General features: G+C 68.1%; 17 protein-coding genes. 8 read left to right on the top strand and 9 right to left on the bottom strand.

Going from position 1 to position 16,961, the window contains the following annotated elements:
- Positions 1 to 28 precede the first annotated feature (28 nt).
- Both R4823_RS06205 and R4823_RS06210 read left to right on the top strand, forming a co-directional pair.
- On the top strand, positions 29 to 784 hold the full coding sequence (locus tag R4823_RS06205) for an enoyl-CoA hydratase-related protein (protein ID WP_338617952.1): 756 nt from the start codon (positions 29 to 31) through the stop codon (positions 782 to 784).
- A gap of 3 nt (positions 785 to 787) precedes the next feature.
- On the top strand, positions 788 to 1,699 hold the full coding sequence (locus tag R4823_RS06210) for an alpha/beta hydrolase (protein ID WP_207958590.1): 912 nt from the start codon (positions 788 to 790) through the stop codon (positions 1,697 to 1,699).
- Here R4823_RS06210 and R4823_RS06215 read toward each other — a convergent pair.
- The 3 genes from R4823_RS06215 to R4823_RS06225 are packed head-to-tail and all read right to left on the bottom strand — an operon-like array spanning position 1,683 to position 4,569.
- Complete coding sequence (locus R4823_RS06215) at positions 1,683 to 3,116, bottom strand: NAD(P)(+) transhydrogenase (Re/Si-specific) subunit beta (protein ID WP_087837053.1); 1,434 nt, start codon at positions 3,114 to 3,116, stop codon at positions 1,683 to 1,685. The genes R4823_RS06210 and R4823_RS06215 overlap by 17 nt on opposite strands.
- Positions 3,116 to 3,445 (bottom strand): NAD(P) transhydrogenase subunit alpha, encoded by a 330-nt coding sequence (locus R4823_RS06220; RefSeq protein ID WP_279816781.1) that lies wholly within the window; start codon positions 3,443 to 3,445, stop codon positions 3,116 to 3,118. Before R4823_RS06220 ends, R4823_RS06215 begins: the two co-directional genes overlap by 1 nt.
- A complete protein-coding gene (locus R4823_RS06225; protein WP_087837051.1) occupies positions 3,445 to 4,569 on the bottom strand; it encodes a Re/Si-specific NAD(P)(+) transhydrogenase subunit alpha in 1,125 nt (374 codons plus the stop codon). The genes R4823_RS06220 and R4823_RS06225 overlap by 1 nt, the downstream gene beginning before the upstream one ends.
- 225 nt (positions 4,570 to 4,794) lie before the next feature.
- Here R4823_RS06225 and R4823_RS06230 point away from each other — a divergent pair, with 225 nt between their 5' ends.
- Positions 4,795 to 5,499: an FCD domain-containing protein gene (locus tag R4823_RS06230; protein WP_165963050.1), complete on the top strand. Its 705-nt coding sequence runs from the start codon at positions 4,795 to 4,797 to the stop codon at positions 5,497 to 5,499.
- A 162-nt stretch (positions 5,500 to 5,661) separates the two neighbouring features.
- Entirely contained in the window at positions 5,662 to 6,585 is a 924-nt protein-coding gene (locus R4823_RS06235; RefSeq protein WP_087837049.1) for a dihydrodipicolinate synthase family protein, read from the top strand.
- Positions 6,586 to 6,603: 18 nt separating this feature from the next.
- Here R4823_RS06235 and mnmA read toward each other — a convergent pair whose 3' ends face one another.
- The 3 genes from mnmA to R4823_RS06250 are packed head-to-tail and all read right to left on the bottom strand — an operon-like array spanning position 6,604 to position 8,986.
- Positions 6,604 to 7,740, bottom strand: coding sequence for a tRNA 2-thiouridine(34) synthase MnmA (mnmA, locus tag R4823_RS06240; protein WP_087837048.1), 1,137 nt, complete (start codon positions 7,738 to 7,740; stop codon positions 6,604 to 6,606).
- The gene (locus R4823_RS06245; protein WP_087837047.1) at positions 7,727 to 8,221 is read right to left on the bottom strand and encodes an NUDIX hydrolase; all 495 of its coding nucleotides are present in this window, start codon (positions 8,219 to 8,221) and stop codon (positions 7,727 to 7,729) included. Before R4823_RS06245 ends, mnmA begins: the two co-directional genes overlap by 14 nt.
- Positions 8,222 to 8,281: 60 nt before the next feature.
- The gene (locus R4823_RS06250) at positions 8,282 to 8,986 is read right to left on the bottom strand and encodes an FCD domain-containing protein (protein WP_254914546.1); all 705 of its coding nucleotides are present in this window, start codon (positions 8,984 to 8,986) and stop codon (positions 8,282 to 8,284) included.
- A gap of 225 nt (positions 8,987 to 9,211) precedes the next feature.
- On the opposite strand from R4823_RS06250, the gene R4823_RS06255 reads away from it, so the two are divergent.
- Positions 9,212 to 10,072 carry a fumarylacetoacetate hydrolase family protein gene (locus tag R4823_RS06255; RefSeq protein ID WP_087837046.1) on the top strand — a complete coding sequence of 287 codons (861 nt, stop codon included), beginning with the start codon at positions 9,212 to 9,214 and terminating at the stop codon, positions 10,070 to 10,072.
- 127 nt (positions 10,073 to 10,199) lie between these two features.
- Here R4823_RS06255 and R4823_RS06260 read toward each other — a convergent pair whose 3' ends face one another.
- Together R4823_RS06260 and R4823_RS06265 are read right to left on the bottom strand one after the other, a co-directional pair.
- Positions 10,200 to 11,825, bottom strand: coding sequence for an FMN-binding glutamate synthase family protein (locus R4823_RS06260; protein ID WP_338617955.1), 1,626 nt, complete (start codon positions 11,823 to 11,825; stop codon positions 10,200 to 10,202).
- Between the two features lie 61 nt (positions 11,826 to 11,886).
- The gene (locus R4823_RS06265) at positions 11,887 to 12,501 is read right to left on the bottom strand and encodes a glutathione S-transferase C-terminal domain-containing protein (protein WP_087837044.1); all 615 of its coding nucleotides are present in this window, start codon (positions 12,499 to 12,501) and stop codon (positions 11,887 to 11,889) included.
- Positions 12,502 to 12,629: 128 nt separating this feature from the next.
- Here R4823_RS06265 and purB point away from each other — a divergent pair, with 128 nt between their 5' ends.
- From purB to R4823_RS06280, 3 genes are all read left to right on the top strand, one after another.
- Positions 12,630 to 14,009 (top strand): adenylosuccinate lyase, encoded by a 1,380-nt coding sequence (gene purB / locus R4823_RS06270; RefSeq protein WP_087837043.1) that lies wholly within the window; start codon positions 12,630 to 12,632, stop codon positions 14,007 to 14,009.
- Positions 14,010 to 14,146: 137 nt separating this feature from the next.
- Positions 14,147 to 14,605 (top strand): cytochrome c, encoded by a 459-nt coding sequence (locus tag R4823_RS06275; RefSeq protein WP_087837042.1) that lies wholly within the window; start codon positions 14,147 to 14,149, stop codon positions 14,603 to 14,605.
- A gap of 124 nt (positions 14,606 to 14,729) precedes the next feature.
- A complete protein-coding gene (locus R4823_RS06280; protein ID WP_338617958.1) occupies positions 14,730 to 16,250 on the top strand; it encodes a DUF3300 domain-containing protein in 1,521 nt (506 codons plus the stop codon).
- A gap of 20 nt (positions 16,251 to 16,270) precedes the next feature.
- Here R4823_RS06280 and R4823_RS06285 read toward each other — a convergent pair whose 3' ends face one another.
- Positions 16,271 to 16,954, bottom strand: coding sequence for a cytochrome b/b6 domain-containing protein (locus tag R4823_RS06285; protein ID WP_338617960.1), 684 nt, complete (start codon positions 16,952 to 16,954; stop codon positions 16,271 to 16,273).
- Positions 16,955 to 16,961: the final 7 nt, after the last annotated feature.

Raw genomic sequence — 16,961 nt, forward strand, 5'->3', positions numbered from 1 at the left:
TTGCAACCGGGGCACGGCGGAGCAATCGATGAGCATCGAATTCGAAGGCATGGGCGATGGCGTGTTCGTCGTCACGCTGAATCGTCCCGAGCGGCTGAATGCGCTGGACGCCGCGCACAAGCAGGCGCTGGCGGACATATGGCGGCAGGCCGAGGCGCGTGACGAGGTCCGGGCCGTGGTGATGCGGGGGGCAGGCCCCCGGGCATTCTCGGCCGGCTCCGATTTCAAGGCGATGAAAGAGACCGGCGGCACCGTCGGCACCGACATCCTGGCCAACGCGATTCCGTCCGTGGGCGTGGAACTCACCAAGCCCGTGGTCGCCGCCCTGCATGGCTATGTCATCGGTTTTGGCCTGACGCTGGCCATCCATTGCGATCTGCGCATCGCCGGCCCGGACGCGCGCCTGTCCTTCCCCGAAGTCGAACACGGCATGCTATCCGGCATCAGCGACATCACGTTGCCCGGCCTGGTGGGCGAAGCGGCCGCGCTCGAGATCATGCTGACCGGCCGGGCCTACTCGGCCGAAGAAGCGCAGGCCATCCGCCTGGTGAACCGGGTCGCCGCCGATCCCTATGCCGAAGCCTTGGCGCTGGCGCGCAAGCTGGCAGGCAATTCCTTCCATGCCAATCGCCTGACCAAGCGGTTGGTGCTGGCCGAGCGCCGCGCCACCATCGCCCGGCATATGCAAGAGGTCGCCCAGGCCCGCCTGGACATCGCCGCGTCCAGCCGCCATGCATCCGTCCTCGATGCCGCCGGCGCGCAACCCCGAGCCCGCCTGGACTGAGCGGTGCAGGCGAGCGAAGCGGCGGCGCCCTCGGCCGGACCCGACTGGTATCTGCGCGCCATGGCCCGGCCGGCCGAATCATGCTGGGTCATGGCCGATGGCGCGCGCCTGCACTATCTGGCCTGGGGGCTCGAGCACACCCACAAGCCCGGCCTGTTGTTCGTGCATGGCTACCGCGCGCACGCCCGCTACTGGGATTTCATCGCCCCGTACTTCGCCGACGCCTTCCGGGTCGTGTCCATGGACTTGTCGGGCATGGGCGACAGCGGCCACCGTGCCGCCTACACCGCGCAGGGCTTCGCGGCCGACATCGGCGCCGTGATCGAGCATGCGGCGCTGGGGCCGGCGGTCGTGGTGGGGCATAGCTTCGGCGGCGCACGCGCCCTGCGCGCCGCCGCGGATTTTCCCGACCGGATCCGGCACGTCGTGGCGGTGGACAGCATCTGCCGCCTGGCCGACAGTCCACCCAGCCACGCCGCGCCGCCCAGGCGTCCCCGGCTCGAACCGTATCCGGACTTCGCCAGCGCGCGCGCCCGGTACCGGCTGACGCCGCCGCAACCCTGCGACAACGCGTTCCTGGTCGATCACGTCGCCCGCCATGCGCTCAGGCGGCAGCAGGGCGGCTGGCTGTGGAAATTCGATCCCCACCTGCCGCCGGGCCCGCACGAGGGAGACATGTCGGAACTGCTCGCCGGCCTGGAGATTCCCGTGGACTACGTGCGGGGGGAATTCAGCAGTGTCATCCGGCAGGAGGACGCCGAGCGCATCGTGGCGCATCTGCGGCATGGGCGTGGGCCCGTGGTCGTGCCACAGGCCCACCATTACCTGATGCTGGACCAGCCGATGGCGTTGATTGCCGTCCTGCGCGCGCTTTTTCAGGGCGGCAGGACGGCGGGTACTACTCGACCGCCTTGACCATGTCCTCGACGACCTTCTTCGCGTCGCCGAACACCATCATGGTCTTGTCGAGATAGAACAGCTCGTTGTCCAGGCCCGCGTAGCCCGCCGCCATCGACCGCTTGTTGACGATGATGGTGCGTGCCTTGTAGGCCTCGAGGATGGGCATGCCCGCGATGGGAGACTTGGGATCGTTCTTCGCGGCGGGGTTCACCACGTCGTTCGCGCCCAGCACCAGCACCACGTCGACTTGGCCGAACTCGGAGTTGATGTCCTCCATTTCGAACACCTGGTCATACGGCACTTCGGCTTCCGCCAGCAGCACGTTCATGTGCCCCGGCATGCGGCCGGCCACCGGATGGATCGCGTACTTCACGTTCACGCCCTTCTCGGTCAGCTTGGTGGTGAGTTCCTTCAGCGCATGCTGTGCGCGCGCCACGGCCAGGCCGTAGCCCGGCACGATCACCACGGTCTCGGCGTTGGTCAGCATGAAGGAGGCATCGTCGGGGCTGCCCGACTTGACGCTGCGCTGCTGCTGTTCGCCCGCCGCGCCGGCCGCCGAGGCGTCGCCGCCGAAGCCGCCCAGGATCACGTTGAAGAACGACCGGTTCATCGCCTTGCACATGATGTAGGACAGGATCGCGCCCGACGAGCCCACCAGCGAGCCGGCGATGATCAGCATGGGGTTGTTGAGCGAGAAGCCGATGCCGGCCGCCGCCCACCCGGAGTAGCTGTTCAGCATCGACACCACGACGGGCATGTCGGCGCCGCCGATGGGGATGATGATGAGCACGCCCAGCACGAAGGCGATGGCCGTCATGATGACGAACGGGGTCCACTCCTGGGTGACCGCGAACCAGATGCCGCATCCGACCATGACGACGGCCAGCAGCAGGTTCAGCATGTGCTGGCCGGCGAACACCACCGGCGCGCCACGGAACACGCGCAGCTTGTAGCGCCCCGACAGCTTGCCGAAGGCGATGACCGATCCGGAGAAGGTGATCGCGCCCACGAAGGTGCCGATGAACAGCTCGATGCGGTTGCCGGTGGGAATGGGGATGCCCGGATCGGCAATGCCGAAGGCATGCGGCTCGGCCACCGCCGCGATGGCGATGAACACCGCGGCCAGGCCGATCATGCTGTGCATGAAGGCCACGAGCTCGGGCATCTTGGTCATTTCCACGCGCTTGGCCATGATGGTGCCGGCGGTGCCGCCGACCAGCAGGCCCAGCACGACCCAGCCCAGGCCGGCCAGCGGCTCGGCGGCAAGCTTGCCGATCAGCGCGGCGGTGGTCAGCACGGCGATGGCCATGCCGACCATGCCGAAGGTATTGCCCATGCGCGAGGTCGTGGGGTGCGACAGGCCCTTGAGCGCCTGGATGAAGCACACCGAGGCGACCAGGTAGAGCAGGGTGACGACGTTGAGCGATAGCATCAGCGGGCCTCCTGCTTGGCGGCGTCGGCCGGCGCGGCCTTGGGCTTCTTGCGGAACATCTCGAGCATGCGCCGCGTGACCAGGAAGCCGCCGAACACGTTGACCGCGGCCAGCGCGACGGCCAGCACGCCCATGGCCTTGCCCAGGCCGGTGTCGGTCAGCGCCGCGGCCAGCATGGCGCCGACGATGATGATGGCGGAGATGGCGTTGGTGACGGCCATCAGCGGGGTGTGCAGGGCGGGAGTGACGTTCCAGACCACGTGGTAGCCCACGTAGATGGCCAGCACGAAGATGATGAGGTTGATGATGGTGTGGTCGATGAGTTCCATTACTTGTTCCTCAGCACGCGGTTGGCATCGCACACCATGCAGGCGGCAACGATCTCGTCTTCGCGCTGGATGGCGGGGGCGCCATCCTTGGCGACCACCAGCTTCAGGAAGTCCAGCAGGTTGCGGGCGTACAAGGCGGACGCGTCGGTGGCCACCTGCGCGGCGAGGTTGGTGTAGCCGACGATCTTCACGCCGTGCGCCTCGACCACCTGGTCGGGCCGGGACAGCGGGCAGTTGCCGCCGCGTTCCACCGCCAGGTCGACGATGACCGAGCCCGGCTTCATGCCGGCCACGGTTTCCTCGCTGACGAGCACGGGCGCGGGGCGGCCCGGGATCAGCGCGGTCGTGATGACGATGTCGGCCTGCTTGCAGCGTTCGGCCACCAGCGCCGCCTGGCGCGCCATCCATGCCGCCGGCATGGGCCGGGCGTAGCCGCCCACGCCCTGGGCGATCTCGCGTTCCTCGTCGGTCTCGTAGGGCACGTCGATGAACTTGGCGCCCAGCGATTCGATCTGTTCCTTGGCGGCGGGCCGCACGTCCGAGGCCTCGACCACCGCGCCCAGCCGCTTGGCGGTGGCGATGGCCTGCAGTCCCGCCACGCCGGCGCCCAGCACGACGACGCGCGCGGCCTTGACGGTGCCGGCGGCGGTCATCAGCATGGGCATGAAGCGGCCGTAGTGGTCGGCCGCGACGATGACCGCCTTGTAGCCCGCGATGTTGGCCTGCGAGGACAGCACGTCCAGGCTTTGCGCGCGCGTGATGCGCGGCGCGGCCTCGAGCGAGAAGCCGGTCACGCCGGTGGCGGCGAGTTTCTCCAGGCCTTCGGCGTCAAAGGGGTTCAGCATGCCCAGCAGGATCTGGCCCGCGCGCAGTTGCGCCAGCTCGGACTCCTGCGGCGCCTGGACTTTCAGCACCAGTTCGGCCTGCGCGTAGACCTGCGCGGCATCGGGCACCAGCGTGGCGCCCGCGGCGGCATAGGCTTCGTCGGGGAAGCTGGCCAGCCGTCCGGCGCCGGCCTGCACCAGTACCTGGTTGCCGCCTGCCGACATTTTCTTCACGGTTTCCGGCGTTGCGGCAACACGTGTCTCCCCCGGCCGGATTTCAGTCGGGACCCCAATCTTCATGAGATTCTCCTCGTTGCGTTGTGGCGGTCGAACGCAAGGGCGTTGCCGTCTTGCGCGGCCTGTGGCGATTCCCCTCGCGTCGCCCGGAGCATCCTAGCATGCCCGGTCAAATCGGCCGCGCCGGGCAGGGCCGGCAGCACCGGCCGGCGGCCGTCCCCAGGTTGACGGGTTGTATGATAACCGGGCAATATGTGTGCTTTGAACCTTCCCCGGTCACGCCTTCGCATGTCATCGACTCCCTTGCGCAGCAGCAACCTGGCCGAGCAGCTCAGCGAAGTGCTCGCCACGCAGATCGTGTCGGGCGAGCGCGAGGCCGGCAGCCGCCTGCCCACCGAAGAACGCCTGGCCGCCGATTTCGGCGTCAGCCGCACCGTGGTGCGCGAGGCCATCGCGCGCCTGAAGTCCGATGGCCTGGTCACGACGCGCCAGGGGCTGGGGGCCTTCGTCGCGGCCACACCAGCGGGCCGGCCGTTCCGCATCGGCGGCGAGCGGCAAGAGGCGAACGCCGTCGTGCAGCAGGTGTTCGAGCTGCGGATAGGCGTGGAGACCGAGGCCGCCGCCCTGGCAGCCGCCCGCGCGACCCCGGCGCAGGTCAAGGAGATCCGCCAGGCGTTGAAAGTCCTGAACCAGGCCAGCCTGCGCGGCGGCGACGGGGTCGAGGAAGACATCCTGTTCCACCGGGCCATCGCGCGCGCCGCCAACAACCCGGTCTACGACGATTTCTTCGAGTTCCTGGAACGCCATACCCGCAACCAGCTTTCCATCAGCCGCCGCAATTGCGAGCTGGCCGGCTGGCTGACCGACATCACGATGGAACACGAAGCCATCTACGAGGCCATCGCCGCGCACGACCCCGCAGCCGCCCGGCAGGCCGCCCATGCCCACATGAGCAACGCGATGGCCCGCCTGCAACGCATCCAAGCCCACTGAGGATGGAGCCCACCCCTACGCGCTTGCGCGCGCCCCTCGAGGGGCGGCACTGGCGGCCCGGCGGAGCCGGATCCGCTGTGCCCTGGAGGGGTTGCCGTTTCATCGACCAACGTGGCGCCCAGCCCCATGAATGATCAACCCCCCGTAAGAAGGAAGAGAGACATGTCCGCACCTCCCCGCCTGCAAGGCCTGCTTGCCCCGGTCGTCACGCCGTTCCAGCCCGACATGCTGCCCGATGCCGACCGCTTCGCCCGCCATTGCCAGTGGCTGCTCGACAGCGGCTGCGCCGGCCTGGCCATCTTCGGCACCAACAGCGAGGCCAACTCGCTGTCGGCCACCGAGAAGATCGAATTGATGGGCAGGCTCGTCGCCGACGGCATCCCCGGCGCCAAGCTGATGCCGGGCACCGGCGCCTGCTCGGTGCCCGAGGCCTCGCAACTGACCGCCGCCGCCGTCAAGCACGGCGCGGCCGGCGTGTTGATGCTGCCGCCGTTCTTCTACAAGAGCGTGCCCGACGAGGGCCTGTTCCGCTACTACAGCCAGGTCATCGAGAACGTCGGCGACTCGGCGCTGCGCGTCTACCTGTATCACATCCCGCCCGTGTCGCAGGTGCCGATCTCGCTGCCGCTGATCGAGCGCCTGATCAAGGCCTATCCCGACACCGTCGTGGGCCTGAAGGACTCGTCCGGCGACTGGAACTACTCCAAGTCCGTCATCGACGCCTTCGCCTCGACCGGCTTCGACGTCTTCCCCGCCAGCGAAACACTGCTGCTGCGCGGCCTGCGCGCGGGCGGCAAGGGCTGCATCACGGCCACCGGCAACATCAACCCGGGTCCCATCAGCCAGCTCTACGCCAACTGGCAGGGTCCCGACGCCGAAGCGCTGCAGCAGAAGGTCACCCAGACTCGCGAACTGGTGCAGAAGTATTCGATGATCCCGGCGCTGAAGGCGATCATCTCTTATTTCGCGCAAGACCAGGCCTGGCGCGCCGTGCGGCCGCCGTTGACCGAGCTGCCGGGGGAGCAAGAGGCGGAGCTGATCGGCAAGCTGGAGGAACTGGGCTTCGACATGCCGGGGTTGAGGTAGCCCCTTGCGCCGCCCCCTTCAGCGGGCGCCCGAAGGGCAAGAGGGGAGGGCAATGATTCCGCCGCCCAGGCAGACTTCGCCATCGTAGAGGACGGCGGACTGGCCCGGGGTGACGGCCCACTGCGCTTCGGGGAAGCCCAGCTCGAAGGCTTCGCCCTGGGCGTGCTGCAGCGTGCAGGCGGCGTCGGGTTGGCGGTAACGGGTCTTGGCGCCGTAGGTGCCGGGGGCGGGGGGCTCGCCGGCGATCCAGGAGGCTTGCTGGGCTTGCAAGGCGTGGCTCAGCAGCCAGGGATGGTCGTGGCCCTGCACCACGTATAGCGTGTTGGACGCCAGGTCCTTCTTCGCCACGTACCAGGCGTCCGCGGTGCCGTCCTCCTGCTGGCGGCCCTTCACGCCGCCTATGCCCAGGCCCTTGCGCTGGCCCAGCGTGTAGAACGACAGCCCGACGTGCCGGCCCACGCGCTGGCCTTCGGACGTCAGGATGGGGCCGGGCTGGGTGGGCAGGTAGCGGTTCAGGAACTCGCGGAACGGGCGTTCGCCAATGAAGCAGATGCCGGTGGAGTCCTTCTTGGCGGCATTGGACAGGCCAAGCTCATGAGCGATGCGCCGCACCTCGGTCTTGCGGATCTCGCCCAGCGGGAACACCGTGCGCGACAGTTGTTCCTGGTTCAGCCGGTGCAGGAAATAGCTCTGGTCCTTGGTGCCGTCCAGGGCCTTGAGCAATTGATGGCGGCCCGCCTGCGGTCCCGACTCGACGCGGCGCACGCGCGCGTAGTGGCCGGTGGCGATGTGTTCGGCGCCCATGCGCATGGCATGGTCCAGGAAGGCCTTGAACTTGATCTCGGCGTTGCACAGCACGTCGGGGTTGGGCGTGCGGCCGGCCGAATATTCGCGCAGGAATTCCGCGAACACGCGGTCCTTGTATTCGGCGGCGAAGTTCACCGCCTCGATGTCGATGCCGATCACGTCGGCCACGCTGGCGGCGTCCAGCCAGTCCTGGCGGGTCGAGCAGTACTCGGAATCGTCGTCGTCCTCCCAGTTCTTCATGAAGAGGCCGACCACCTCGTAGCCCTGCTGTTTCAGCAGCCAGGCGCTGACCGACGAATCCACGCCGCCGGACATGCCCACTACGATGCGTCCCTTACTGCTTGCCATGATGCGTATCCACGATTGCCGTATGTGTGTAGAGCGCGTCCAGCGCCAGCCACGGCCGGCCCGACGCCCGCGCGCGCAGATAGTCGTCCACGCAGCGCATGACCAGCGGACTGCGGTGCTCGGCCTGCCGGGCGCGCAGTTCGTCGGCGGAGATCCAGAACGCGCGGCGTATGCCTTCGTCCAGGGCGCGGCCGGGAATCGGCTGGCCTGCCTCGCCCACGAAAGCGAAGCGCAGGAAAGTCGGCGCATCGGCGGCTTCGGGGCGCCACAGGTACGTGCCCAACCATCCCGACGGTACGAAGGGATGCGCGGTCTCTTCCAGGGTTTCGCGCCTGACGGCGCACTCGAGCGACTCGCCGGCTTCGAGGTGGCCGGCCGGCTGGTTCAGCCTGACGCCGTCGCCGGTGTCTTCCTCGATGACCAGAAACTTGCCGTCGCGCTCGATCACGGCGGCGACGGTGACTCGGGGCGTCCAGACCATGGAGGGTACTCGTTCGGATCCATGGGGGATTTTATCAAAGGGGGGCGCCGGCGCGGCCGGCTATCCCTCGAAGGCCTCGGGGTCATCCAGCACGATCCGCGCGGTCTTCTGGTAGTGCTCGGTCAGCAGTTCGACGGCCCGATCGGCGTCGCCCGCCGTGATGGCTTCCATCAATGCCTCGTGTTCGGCCTGGATCGGACGGTCCGGGAAGATCTTCTGCACCGACAACTGGCGATAGCGGTACAACTGGTCCGCCAGCTGTTCGCAGAAGCCGATCAGCCAGCGCGACCCGCACCCGCCTATCAGCGCCCGGTGGAAGGCTCGGTGGCGCTGTTCCCATTCCGGGTTGGCCTCGAAGCGGTCGTCCCGCAGCGAGCGTGGCGTCTTGGACAGGCGATGGAAGGCCAGGACCAGGTCCTCTTCCCATTGCGCGGAGCCGGATGCCATGGACTTGCGCAGGGCGATCTCTTCCAGCCAGCAGCGGGTATTGGTGATCTCCACCAGGTCGGCGGGGCTGACCGCCGCCACGGCGAAGCCGCGCTGGTCGCGCTGCTCCACCAGGCCGTCGGCGGTCAGCCGGTTCAGCGCCTCGCGCACGGGGGTCTGGCCGGCGCCGTAGTGATGGCTCAGGAATTCGATCTGCAGCTTGCGCCCGGGCGGCAGCAACCGGCCCGCCAGCAGATCGGCGCGCATGCGGTCGTACAGCGAGGTGGCCAGGGTGGCGGGGGCGCCGGGATCGGCCGGTGGGGCGGGGGTCTTAGCCACGAGAACTCCATGAAGCCCGTTGCGGGGGCGGCCGTGCGTGGGTGCCGGCCGGTGGATTTTATATGAAAGTGTATAAAACACCGTCTTGGAAGAAAATATGTATAAAAAATTGCGTTTCAAGAAAATGTATATAAAATGGCGAAGCCGAAGGAATGACCGCCCCGCGGGGCAGGCGTCTTTGCGCGTGCAGGCACGCGCGTTTTCACCCCACTATCGGAGTTAGAGATGAAATTCGTGAGTTTCCGCAAAGATGGCGCCGTGCGCCTGGGCGTCCTGGCCGATGACGGCATCATCGACCTGAACCAGGCCCAGCCGCAGGTCCCGGCGGACCTGGGTGCCGCGCTGCAGGCCGGCGTCGACCTCCAGGCCGCTGCCAAGGCCGCCATCGCGTCGTCGGCTCCGCGCCTGCCGGCCGACTCGATCGCCTACGCGCCCGTGGTGCCCCGCCCCGGCAAGATCATCTGCCTGGGCCTGAACTACTTCGACCACGCCAAGGAAGGCGGCCGCGACAAGCCCGAATACCCCTGGTTCTTCTTCCGCGGCGCCACCTCGCTGCTGGCCCATGGCGAACCCACGGTGCGTCCGCGCGTGTCCGACAAGTTCGACTACGAGGCCGAGCTGGCCGTGGTGATCGGCAAGGCCGGCCGCCACGTCAAGCGCGACCAGGCCATGGACCTCGTGTTCGGCTATGCCTGCTTCAACGACATTTCGGTGCGCGACTACCAGAAGCGCACGCCGCAGTGGACCATCGGCAAGAACTTCGACGCCACGGGCGCCTTCGGCCCGCACCTGGTCACCGCCGACGAGCTGCCTGCCGCCGCCAAGGGCTTGTCGATCAAGTGCCGCCTGAACGGCCAGGTCATGCAGGATGCCAACACCAGCGACATGATCTTCGACATCCCCGAGACCATCGAGCTGCTGACCGAAGTGCTGACCCTGGAGCCGGGCGACGTGATCGTCATGGGCACGCCCGCCGGCGTGGGCCAGGCACGCAATCCGCAGGTCTGGATGAAGCCGGGCGACGTGGTGGAGATCGAGATCGAGAAGGTCGGCCTGCTGCGCAACCCGGTCACGGCCGAAGCCTGATATCCGTAGCTGCGACGCCATGAAAAAAGCCACCGTTCATTCAGGTGGCTTTTTTCATTCTCATCAGAGACCGTCGCTGCCTTCCTGCCGGGCGGCCGGAAGGGGAGCGAGGGGTAGGCGGCCGCGGTCAGGAAGCGGCCTGGGTCTGGGGCAGCATGGCCTCGAAGGACTCGGCCTGGGCCATGGGCCAGTATTTCCGGTAGACCTCGTAGGGCGGCGTGCCGGCCAGCAGCTCGCCGCGCTTCAGGAAGGGAAAGAGGCTGGCCAGCAGCTTGACTTCGTTGCCCGATATCCGGCGCACGATGTGCTCGGCGCTCAGCTTGGATGGATGGTCCAGGCCCGCGGCCGACACCAGTTCGCTCAGGGCGCGCAGGGTGTTGCGGTGGAAGTTGTAGACCCGCTCGGCCTTGTCCGGCACCACCAGCGCCTGTTGCCGCAGCGGATCCTGCGTGGTGACGCCCGTGGGGCACCGGTCGGTATGGCAGGCCTGGGCCTGGATGCAACCCAGCGAGAACATGAAGCCCCGCGCGCTGTTGCACCAGTCGGCGCCCAGCGCCAGCGTGCGCGCGATGTCGAAGGCGGTGATGATCTTGCCCGAGGCGCCTATGCGTATCCGGTCGCGCAGGTTCACGCCGACCAGGGTGTTGTGGACCAGCAGGAGGCCGTCCTGCAGCGGCACGCCGACGTGGTCGGTGAATTCCACGGGCGCCGCGCCGGTTCCGCCTTCGGCGCCGTCCACCACGATGAAGTCGGGCGTGATGCCGGTTTGCAGCATGGCCTTGACGATGGCGAACCATTCCCAGGGATGGCCCACGCACAGCTTGAAGCCCACGGGCTTGCCGCCCGAGAGCCGGCGCAGGCGCGCCACGAACTGCATCAGGCCGATGGGCGTGGAGAAGGCGCCGTGGCGCGAGGGCGAGTTGCAGTCCACGCCCACCAGCACGCCGCGCGCCTCGGCGATCTCGGGCGTGACCTTGGCGCCCGGCAGGATGCCGCCGTGGCCCGGCTTGGCGCCTTGTGACAGCTTGATTTCTATCATGCGCACCTGCGGCGAGGTGGCGTTGGCCACGAAGGCCTCTTCGCTGAAATGGCCGTCGGCGTCGCGGCAGCCGAAGTAGCCGGAGCCGATGTTCCAGACCAGGTCGCCGCCCGGCGCGCGGTGGTAGCGGCTGATGCCGCCTTCGCCGGTATCGTGCGCGAAATTGCCCTTGCGGGCGCCGGTGTTGAGCGCCGTCACCGCGTTGGCGGACAGCGCGCCGAAGCTCATGGCCGAGATGTTGAAGATCGAGGCGCTGTAGGGCTGGGTACAGTCCGGTCCGCCCACCGCCACGCGGAAATCGAAGTTCTCGATGTGCACCGGGGCCATCGAGTGGTTGATCCATTCGTAGCGGCGTTCGTACACGTCTTCCTGGGTGCCGAACGGGCGCTTGTCGATGTCCTGCTTGGCGCGCTGGTAGACGATGGAGCGCTGGTTGCGCGAGAACGGCGCGGCCTTGGTGTCGTCCTCGAAAAAGTACTGGCGCAGTTCGGGACGGATGAATTCGAACAGGAAACGCAGGTTGCCCAGGATGGGATAGTTGCGGCGGATGGCGTGCTTGCGCTGCAGGAGATCGACGATACCCAGCGCCAGCAGCGCCGCGAATATCAGCGCCGGGATGCCCCAGTCCGCGTCGTCCGCGGCCAGCAGGCCGAAGCCCGCGGTGCCCAGGACGGCCAGCCATAACGTGGTGTATCGGGGGGCAAACCAGGACATGCGAGACTCCTTGGGGCTGCAACGGAGTCAAGCATAGCAGCGCGGAGCGGACGGGCCGGGATCAGCCCCGGCGCGGATCGGTGTCGGCGAAGGAAGGGCGCTGCGCCAGTTTTTCGGCCAGGCGGGCCAGGTTCGGATGGCCGTCGCGCCAGTCGCGCTCGGGGTAGCGGAAGTCCAGGTAGCCCAGCGCGCAGCCCACCGCGACGTCGGCCAGCGTGTAGCTGTTGCCGGCACAGAAGGGCTTTTCGCCCAGGCCGGTTTCCATGGCATCCAAGGCGGCGTCGATCTTGCCCTGCTGGCGCGCGATCCAGCTCTCGCTGCGCAGCGCCTCGGGGCGCTGGGTATATTCGGCGCGGATCAGCACGGCGGCGTCCAGCAGGCCGTCGGCCAGGGCTTCCCAGCACTTGACCTCGGAGCGCTCGCGGCCCGAGGGGGGCAGCAGCCGGCAGACGGGCGTGATCGTATCCAGGTACTCGACGATGACGCGGGAATCGAAGACCGCGCCGCCGTCCTCCATGATCAGGCAGGGGACCTTGCCCAGCGGGTTGGAGTCCTGGATGCGGGTGTCCGCCGCCCACACGTTTTCCTGCTCGAACTGGTAGTCGAGTTTCTTGTCTGCCAGGACGATGCGGACTTTGCGGACGAAGGGGCTGGCCAACGAGCCGATAAGTTTCATAGAGCAAGAGCCGGGTGGTCCTAAAATCAGGGCCGGCCGGCGGGCATGGATGGGCCGCGGAGTATACCATCCGGACCCGTCCCCGGATATGCTGCGGTGCTACAATTTCTTTTTACTTTCAAGCGCTTATGAAGACTTCCGACCAGCTGACCCCCCTCAATGCATTGTCGCCGCTGGACGGCCGCTATGCCAGCCGCGGCGCGCTCCTGCGCCCGCTCTTGTCCGAAGCCGGCTTCATGCATCACCGGGTGCAGGTCGAGGTCGCGTGGCTGGTGGCGCTGTCCGACGCGGGACTGCCCGAATTGCAACCCTTCTCCGTTGCCGCGCGCCAGCGGCTGGCGGAACTGGTGGCGGAATTCTCCGAATCCGACGCCGCCCGCATCAAGGACATCGAGCGCACCACCAACCATGACGTGAAGGCGGTGGAGTACTGGCTCAAGGAAAAAGTGGCCGACAACGCCGAGCTGTCCGCCGCGGCCGAGTTCATCCACTTCGCGTGCACGTCGGAAGACATCAACAACACCTCGCACGCGCTGATGCTGCGCGCCGCGCGCGACCAGGCCCTCGTGCCGGCGCTGCGCAAGGCCTACGACAAGCTGGCGGCCCTGGCCGAACAGCATGCCGACCAGCCGCTGCTGTCGCGTACCCACGGCCAGCCCGCCAGTCCCACCACCATGGGCAAGGAATTCGCCAACATGGCGGCGCGCCTGGGCCGGGCCATCGCCGAGATCGAGCGCGTGGAGCCGCTGGCCAAGCTCAACGGCGCCACCGGCAACTTCAACGCCCACCTGTCCGCCTATCCCGAGATCGACTGGGAAGCCTTCAGCGCCAAGGTGCTCCAGGGCCTGGGCCTGACGCAGAACCGCCACACCATCCAGATCGAACCGCACGACTGGATGGCCGCGCTGTTCGACGCCGTGGCGCGGGCCAACGTGATCCTGCTCGACGTGAACCGCGACATCTGGGGCTACATCGCGCTGGGCTATTTCAAGCAGCGCCTGAAGGAAGGCGAGATCGGCTCGTCCACCATGCCGCACAAGGTCAACCCCATCGACTTCGAGAACTCCGAAGGCAACCTGGGGCTCGCCAACGCCACGCTGCGCCACCTGGCCGACAAGCTGCCCGTTTCCCGCTGGCAGCGCGACCTGACCGACTCCACCGTGCTGCGCAACCTGGGCGTGGCCTTCGGCTACTGCCTGGTGGCCTACGACGCCTGCGTGCGCGGGCTCGACAAGCTGGAGATCAACGGCGCGGCCATCGACGCCGACCTGGACGCCTGCTGGGAAGTGCTGGCCGAACCCGTGCAGACCGTCATGCGGCGCTATGGCTTGCCGCAGCCCTACGAGCAATTGAAGGCGCTGACCCGGGGCAAGGGCATCAGCGAAGAGGCGCTGCGCGAATTCATCCTGGGGCTGGACCTGCCCGACGAGCCCAAGGCCCGTTTGCTGGCGATGACCCCGCGCAACTACATCGGCCTGGCGGCCAAGCTCGCCCGCGAGCTGTCGTAGCCCGCCGGGATGTGGGCGCCGGCGCCCACATCCCGGGAACCCTGGCGCGCCGCGCGCATCGAACACGTTGGAATCGTTGTCCGACCGGTCTATCGTCCGGTAGACCCTCCCCCGTCCGTCCTACCCAGGAGCCCCTGATGAAGAGACTTTTGCGCGTACTGTCCGTCGCCTGTATCGCTGCCGCCCCCATGCTGCTGCCCGCCACCGCCGCCGCCCAGTTCGCCAAGCCCGAGGACGCCGTCAAGTATCGCCAGTCGGCGCTTACCGTGATGTCCAACCACTTCGGCCGCATCGCGCCGGTCGTGCGCGGCCAGCAGCCCTACGACCCGGCCCAGGTGAAGGCCGACGTGGCCATCGTGGCCATGATGTCCAAACTGCCGTGGAGCGCATTCGGCCCGGGAACCGAAGGCGGCGGCGCCAAGCCCGCGGTCTGGTCCGACAACGCCAGGTTCAAGCAGGGCCAGGAGCGTCTGCACGGCGATATCGACAAGCTGGTGGCGGCGGCCGACACCGGCGATCTGGCCCAGGTGCGGACCGCGTACGGCGCGGCCGCCGCCAGTTGCAAGGCCTGTCACGACAATTTCCGGAACCGGTAATCGATCGAAATAGGTTTCAGGGCTTGTAAGCCCGTTGTTTCAAAAAAAAGCCAGGTCCACCCTGGCTTTTTTCGTTTTCCGGCGGTCGAATACCTGTGTATTTCCGCCAAATGGGGGGCCCGTCATGGCTTCCGTATCGAAAATCGTCTTGTGCATGGCCGCCGCCTTTTCCACCGTGGCCGGCCTGCCGGTTCCCGTCGCGGCCCAGACCACGGCATCGACCCGCAACGGCGTCGCGCAACCCGCGGAGCTGGAGCAACTGGTCGCGCCCATCGCGCTGTATCCCGACGCGCTGCTGTCGCAGATCCTGATGGCCTCCACCTATCCGCTGGAAGTGGTCGAGGCTGCCCGCTGGCAGAAGGACCATCCCAACGTGACGGGCGCGGACCTGGAAGGCGCGATGCAGAACCAGGACTGGGATCCCAGCGTCAAGTCGCTGGTCGCCTTCCCCAACGTGCTGGACATGATGAACGAACGCCTGAGCTGGACCACGCGCCTGGGCGACGTCTTCCTGTCGCAACAGGATGCGCTGATGGACCAGGTCCAGGTGCTGCGGTCGCGGGCCCAGGCGGCCGGCAACCTGACCTCCGGGCCGGAGCAGACGGTCACCACCGTGCCGTCCTCGGGCGGCACCACGGTCATCCGCATCGAGCCCGCGCGGCCGGACGTGGTGTATGTGCCGGTCTATAACCCCACGGTCGTCTACGGGCCCTGGCTGTATCCGGCCTACACGCCGTTCTACTGGTACCCGCCCGGCTACGTGGCCGCCGGCGTCGTGTTCTCGTTCGGCGTGGGCCTGTTCATCGGGCACGCGCTGTGGGGCGGCTACGACTGGCACTCGCACCGGGTCAACGTCGTCAACATCTACAACTACAACAACTTCAACCGCACACGCTTCAGCCACGTCGACTGGCAGCACGATCCCTACCACCGCCGCAACGTCGGCTACGGTGATCCCGGGCGCGGCCGCCAGTTCTACGGCGGCGATCCGGCCAGACATTTCGCCGCGCGCGAGGCGTACCGCGCACGTGCCGATGCCTGGCGGCGCGACCTGCCCAATATCGACCGCGCGTCGCTGCGCGATCCCGGCAGGGATTTCGGCAGCCGCTTCGACGGAGGCCACGGCAGCCGGTTCGACGGTGGCCACGGTAGCCGTTTCGATGGCGGGCGGCCGGGAGCGGCGGGCGACCGCGGCACGCCCGGCAGCCGTTTCGATGGACAGGGAAGCGGCCCCAGGGCCGATGGCGGCCGCGGCCGCGAGACGGGTAACCCGGGCGCGATGCCGGGCCGCATGCCCGGTGGCGGTGCGGGGATGCCGGGAGCCGAGGGTGGGCGCGGGCAGGGGCCCCAGGCGTCGCGTCCGGGCCAGGACGGCCCGCGCGGCGCCGCGGGCATGCCCTCGCGTCCGTCCGGCGGCCGGGAATGGGCCGGTGGCCGTGGCGAAGGCGGCGGAGTTCAGGCTGGCCCCGGAGCGGGCCGGGGCTGGAGCGGTCCGCAGGGCGGCCGCGAGTTCGGCGGTGGACGCGAGTTCGGCCGCGGGGGCGGCGGCTTCCATGGCGGTGAAGGCCGTGGCGGGGAAGGCCGTGGGGGCGGCAGCGTGGGCATGGCCGGCGGCGGAGGCGGCGGTCATCACGGCGGCCGCTGACCGGCACGGCCCGAGACGGATCAGAACATGGCGGCGGGCCGCAGCGACACGATGCCGTAGACCACCGCGGCGACCACGGCCGCGATGACCAGCGCCAGCAGGCGGGTGCCCGCCGTATCCCGCGCGGAGTCGGCGCCAGCGGTGAATTCCTCGGCCGGAGCATCGCCGGTCACCATGGCGCGGGTCAGCTTCTGCTTCTTCGCGACCCGATACCAGATGATCGCCAGGAGGTGCAGCCCGACCAGGATCAGGATGGGCAGCTCATCGAGCTTGTGCAGCCCGGTCAGCCGGTCCGACCAGTCCTTGCCGACCAGGCCCGCCAGCGGCCCTTCCGTGAAGATGTCGTCGTTGGCGAACAGCCCCGTGACGGCCTGGTAGCCAAGCAGCAGGATCATGGCCACCACCGACAGCGCGCCCAGCGGATTGTGGCCGGGCGTGCGCGGCATGGTGCCCCCCAGGTAGGCGGCGATGGCCCGCGGCCCGCGCACGAAGCACGCGAAGCGGGCATGGCTGCTGCCCACGAATCCCCAGACGATGCGGAACAGGATCAGCCCCAGCACCGCGTAGCCGAACAGCAGGTGGTATTCCGTCCACAGGCCGCCGGCCTTGATGGTGGCGAAGGCCCCGGCCACACAGATGACGAGCAGCCAGTGGAAGAGGCGGGTGGGAAGGTCCCAGACGCGGATCTTGCTTGGGTTGGGCATGGGGCAG

This window comes from Pigmentiphaga sp. CHJ604 (assembly GCF_036972535.1).
Taxonomy (GTDB): Bacteria; Pseudomonadota; Gammaproteobacteria; order Burkholderiales; family Burkholderiaceae_B; genus Pigmentiphaga; species Pigmentiphaga daeguensis.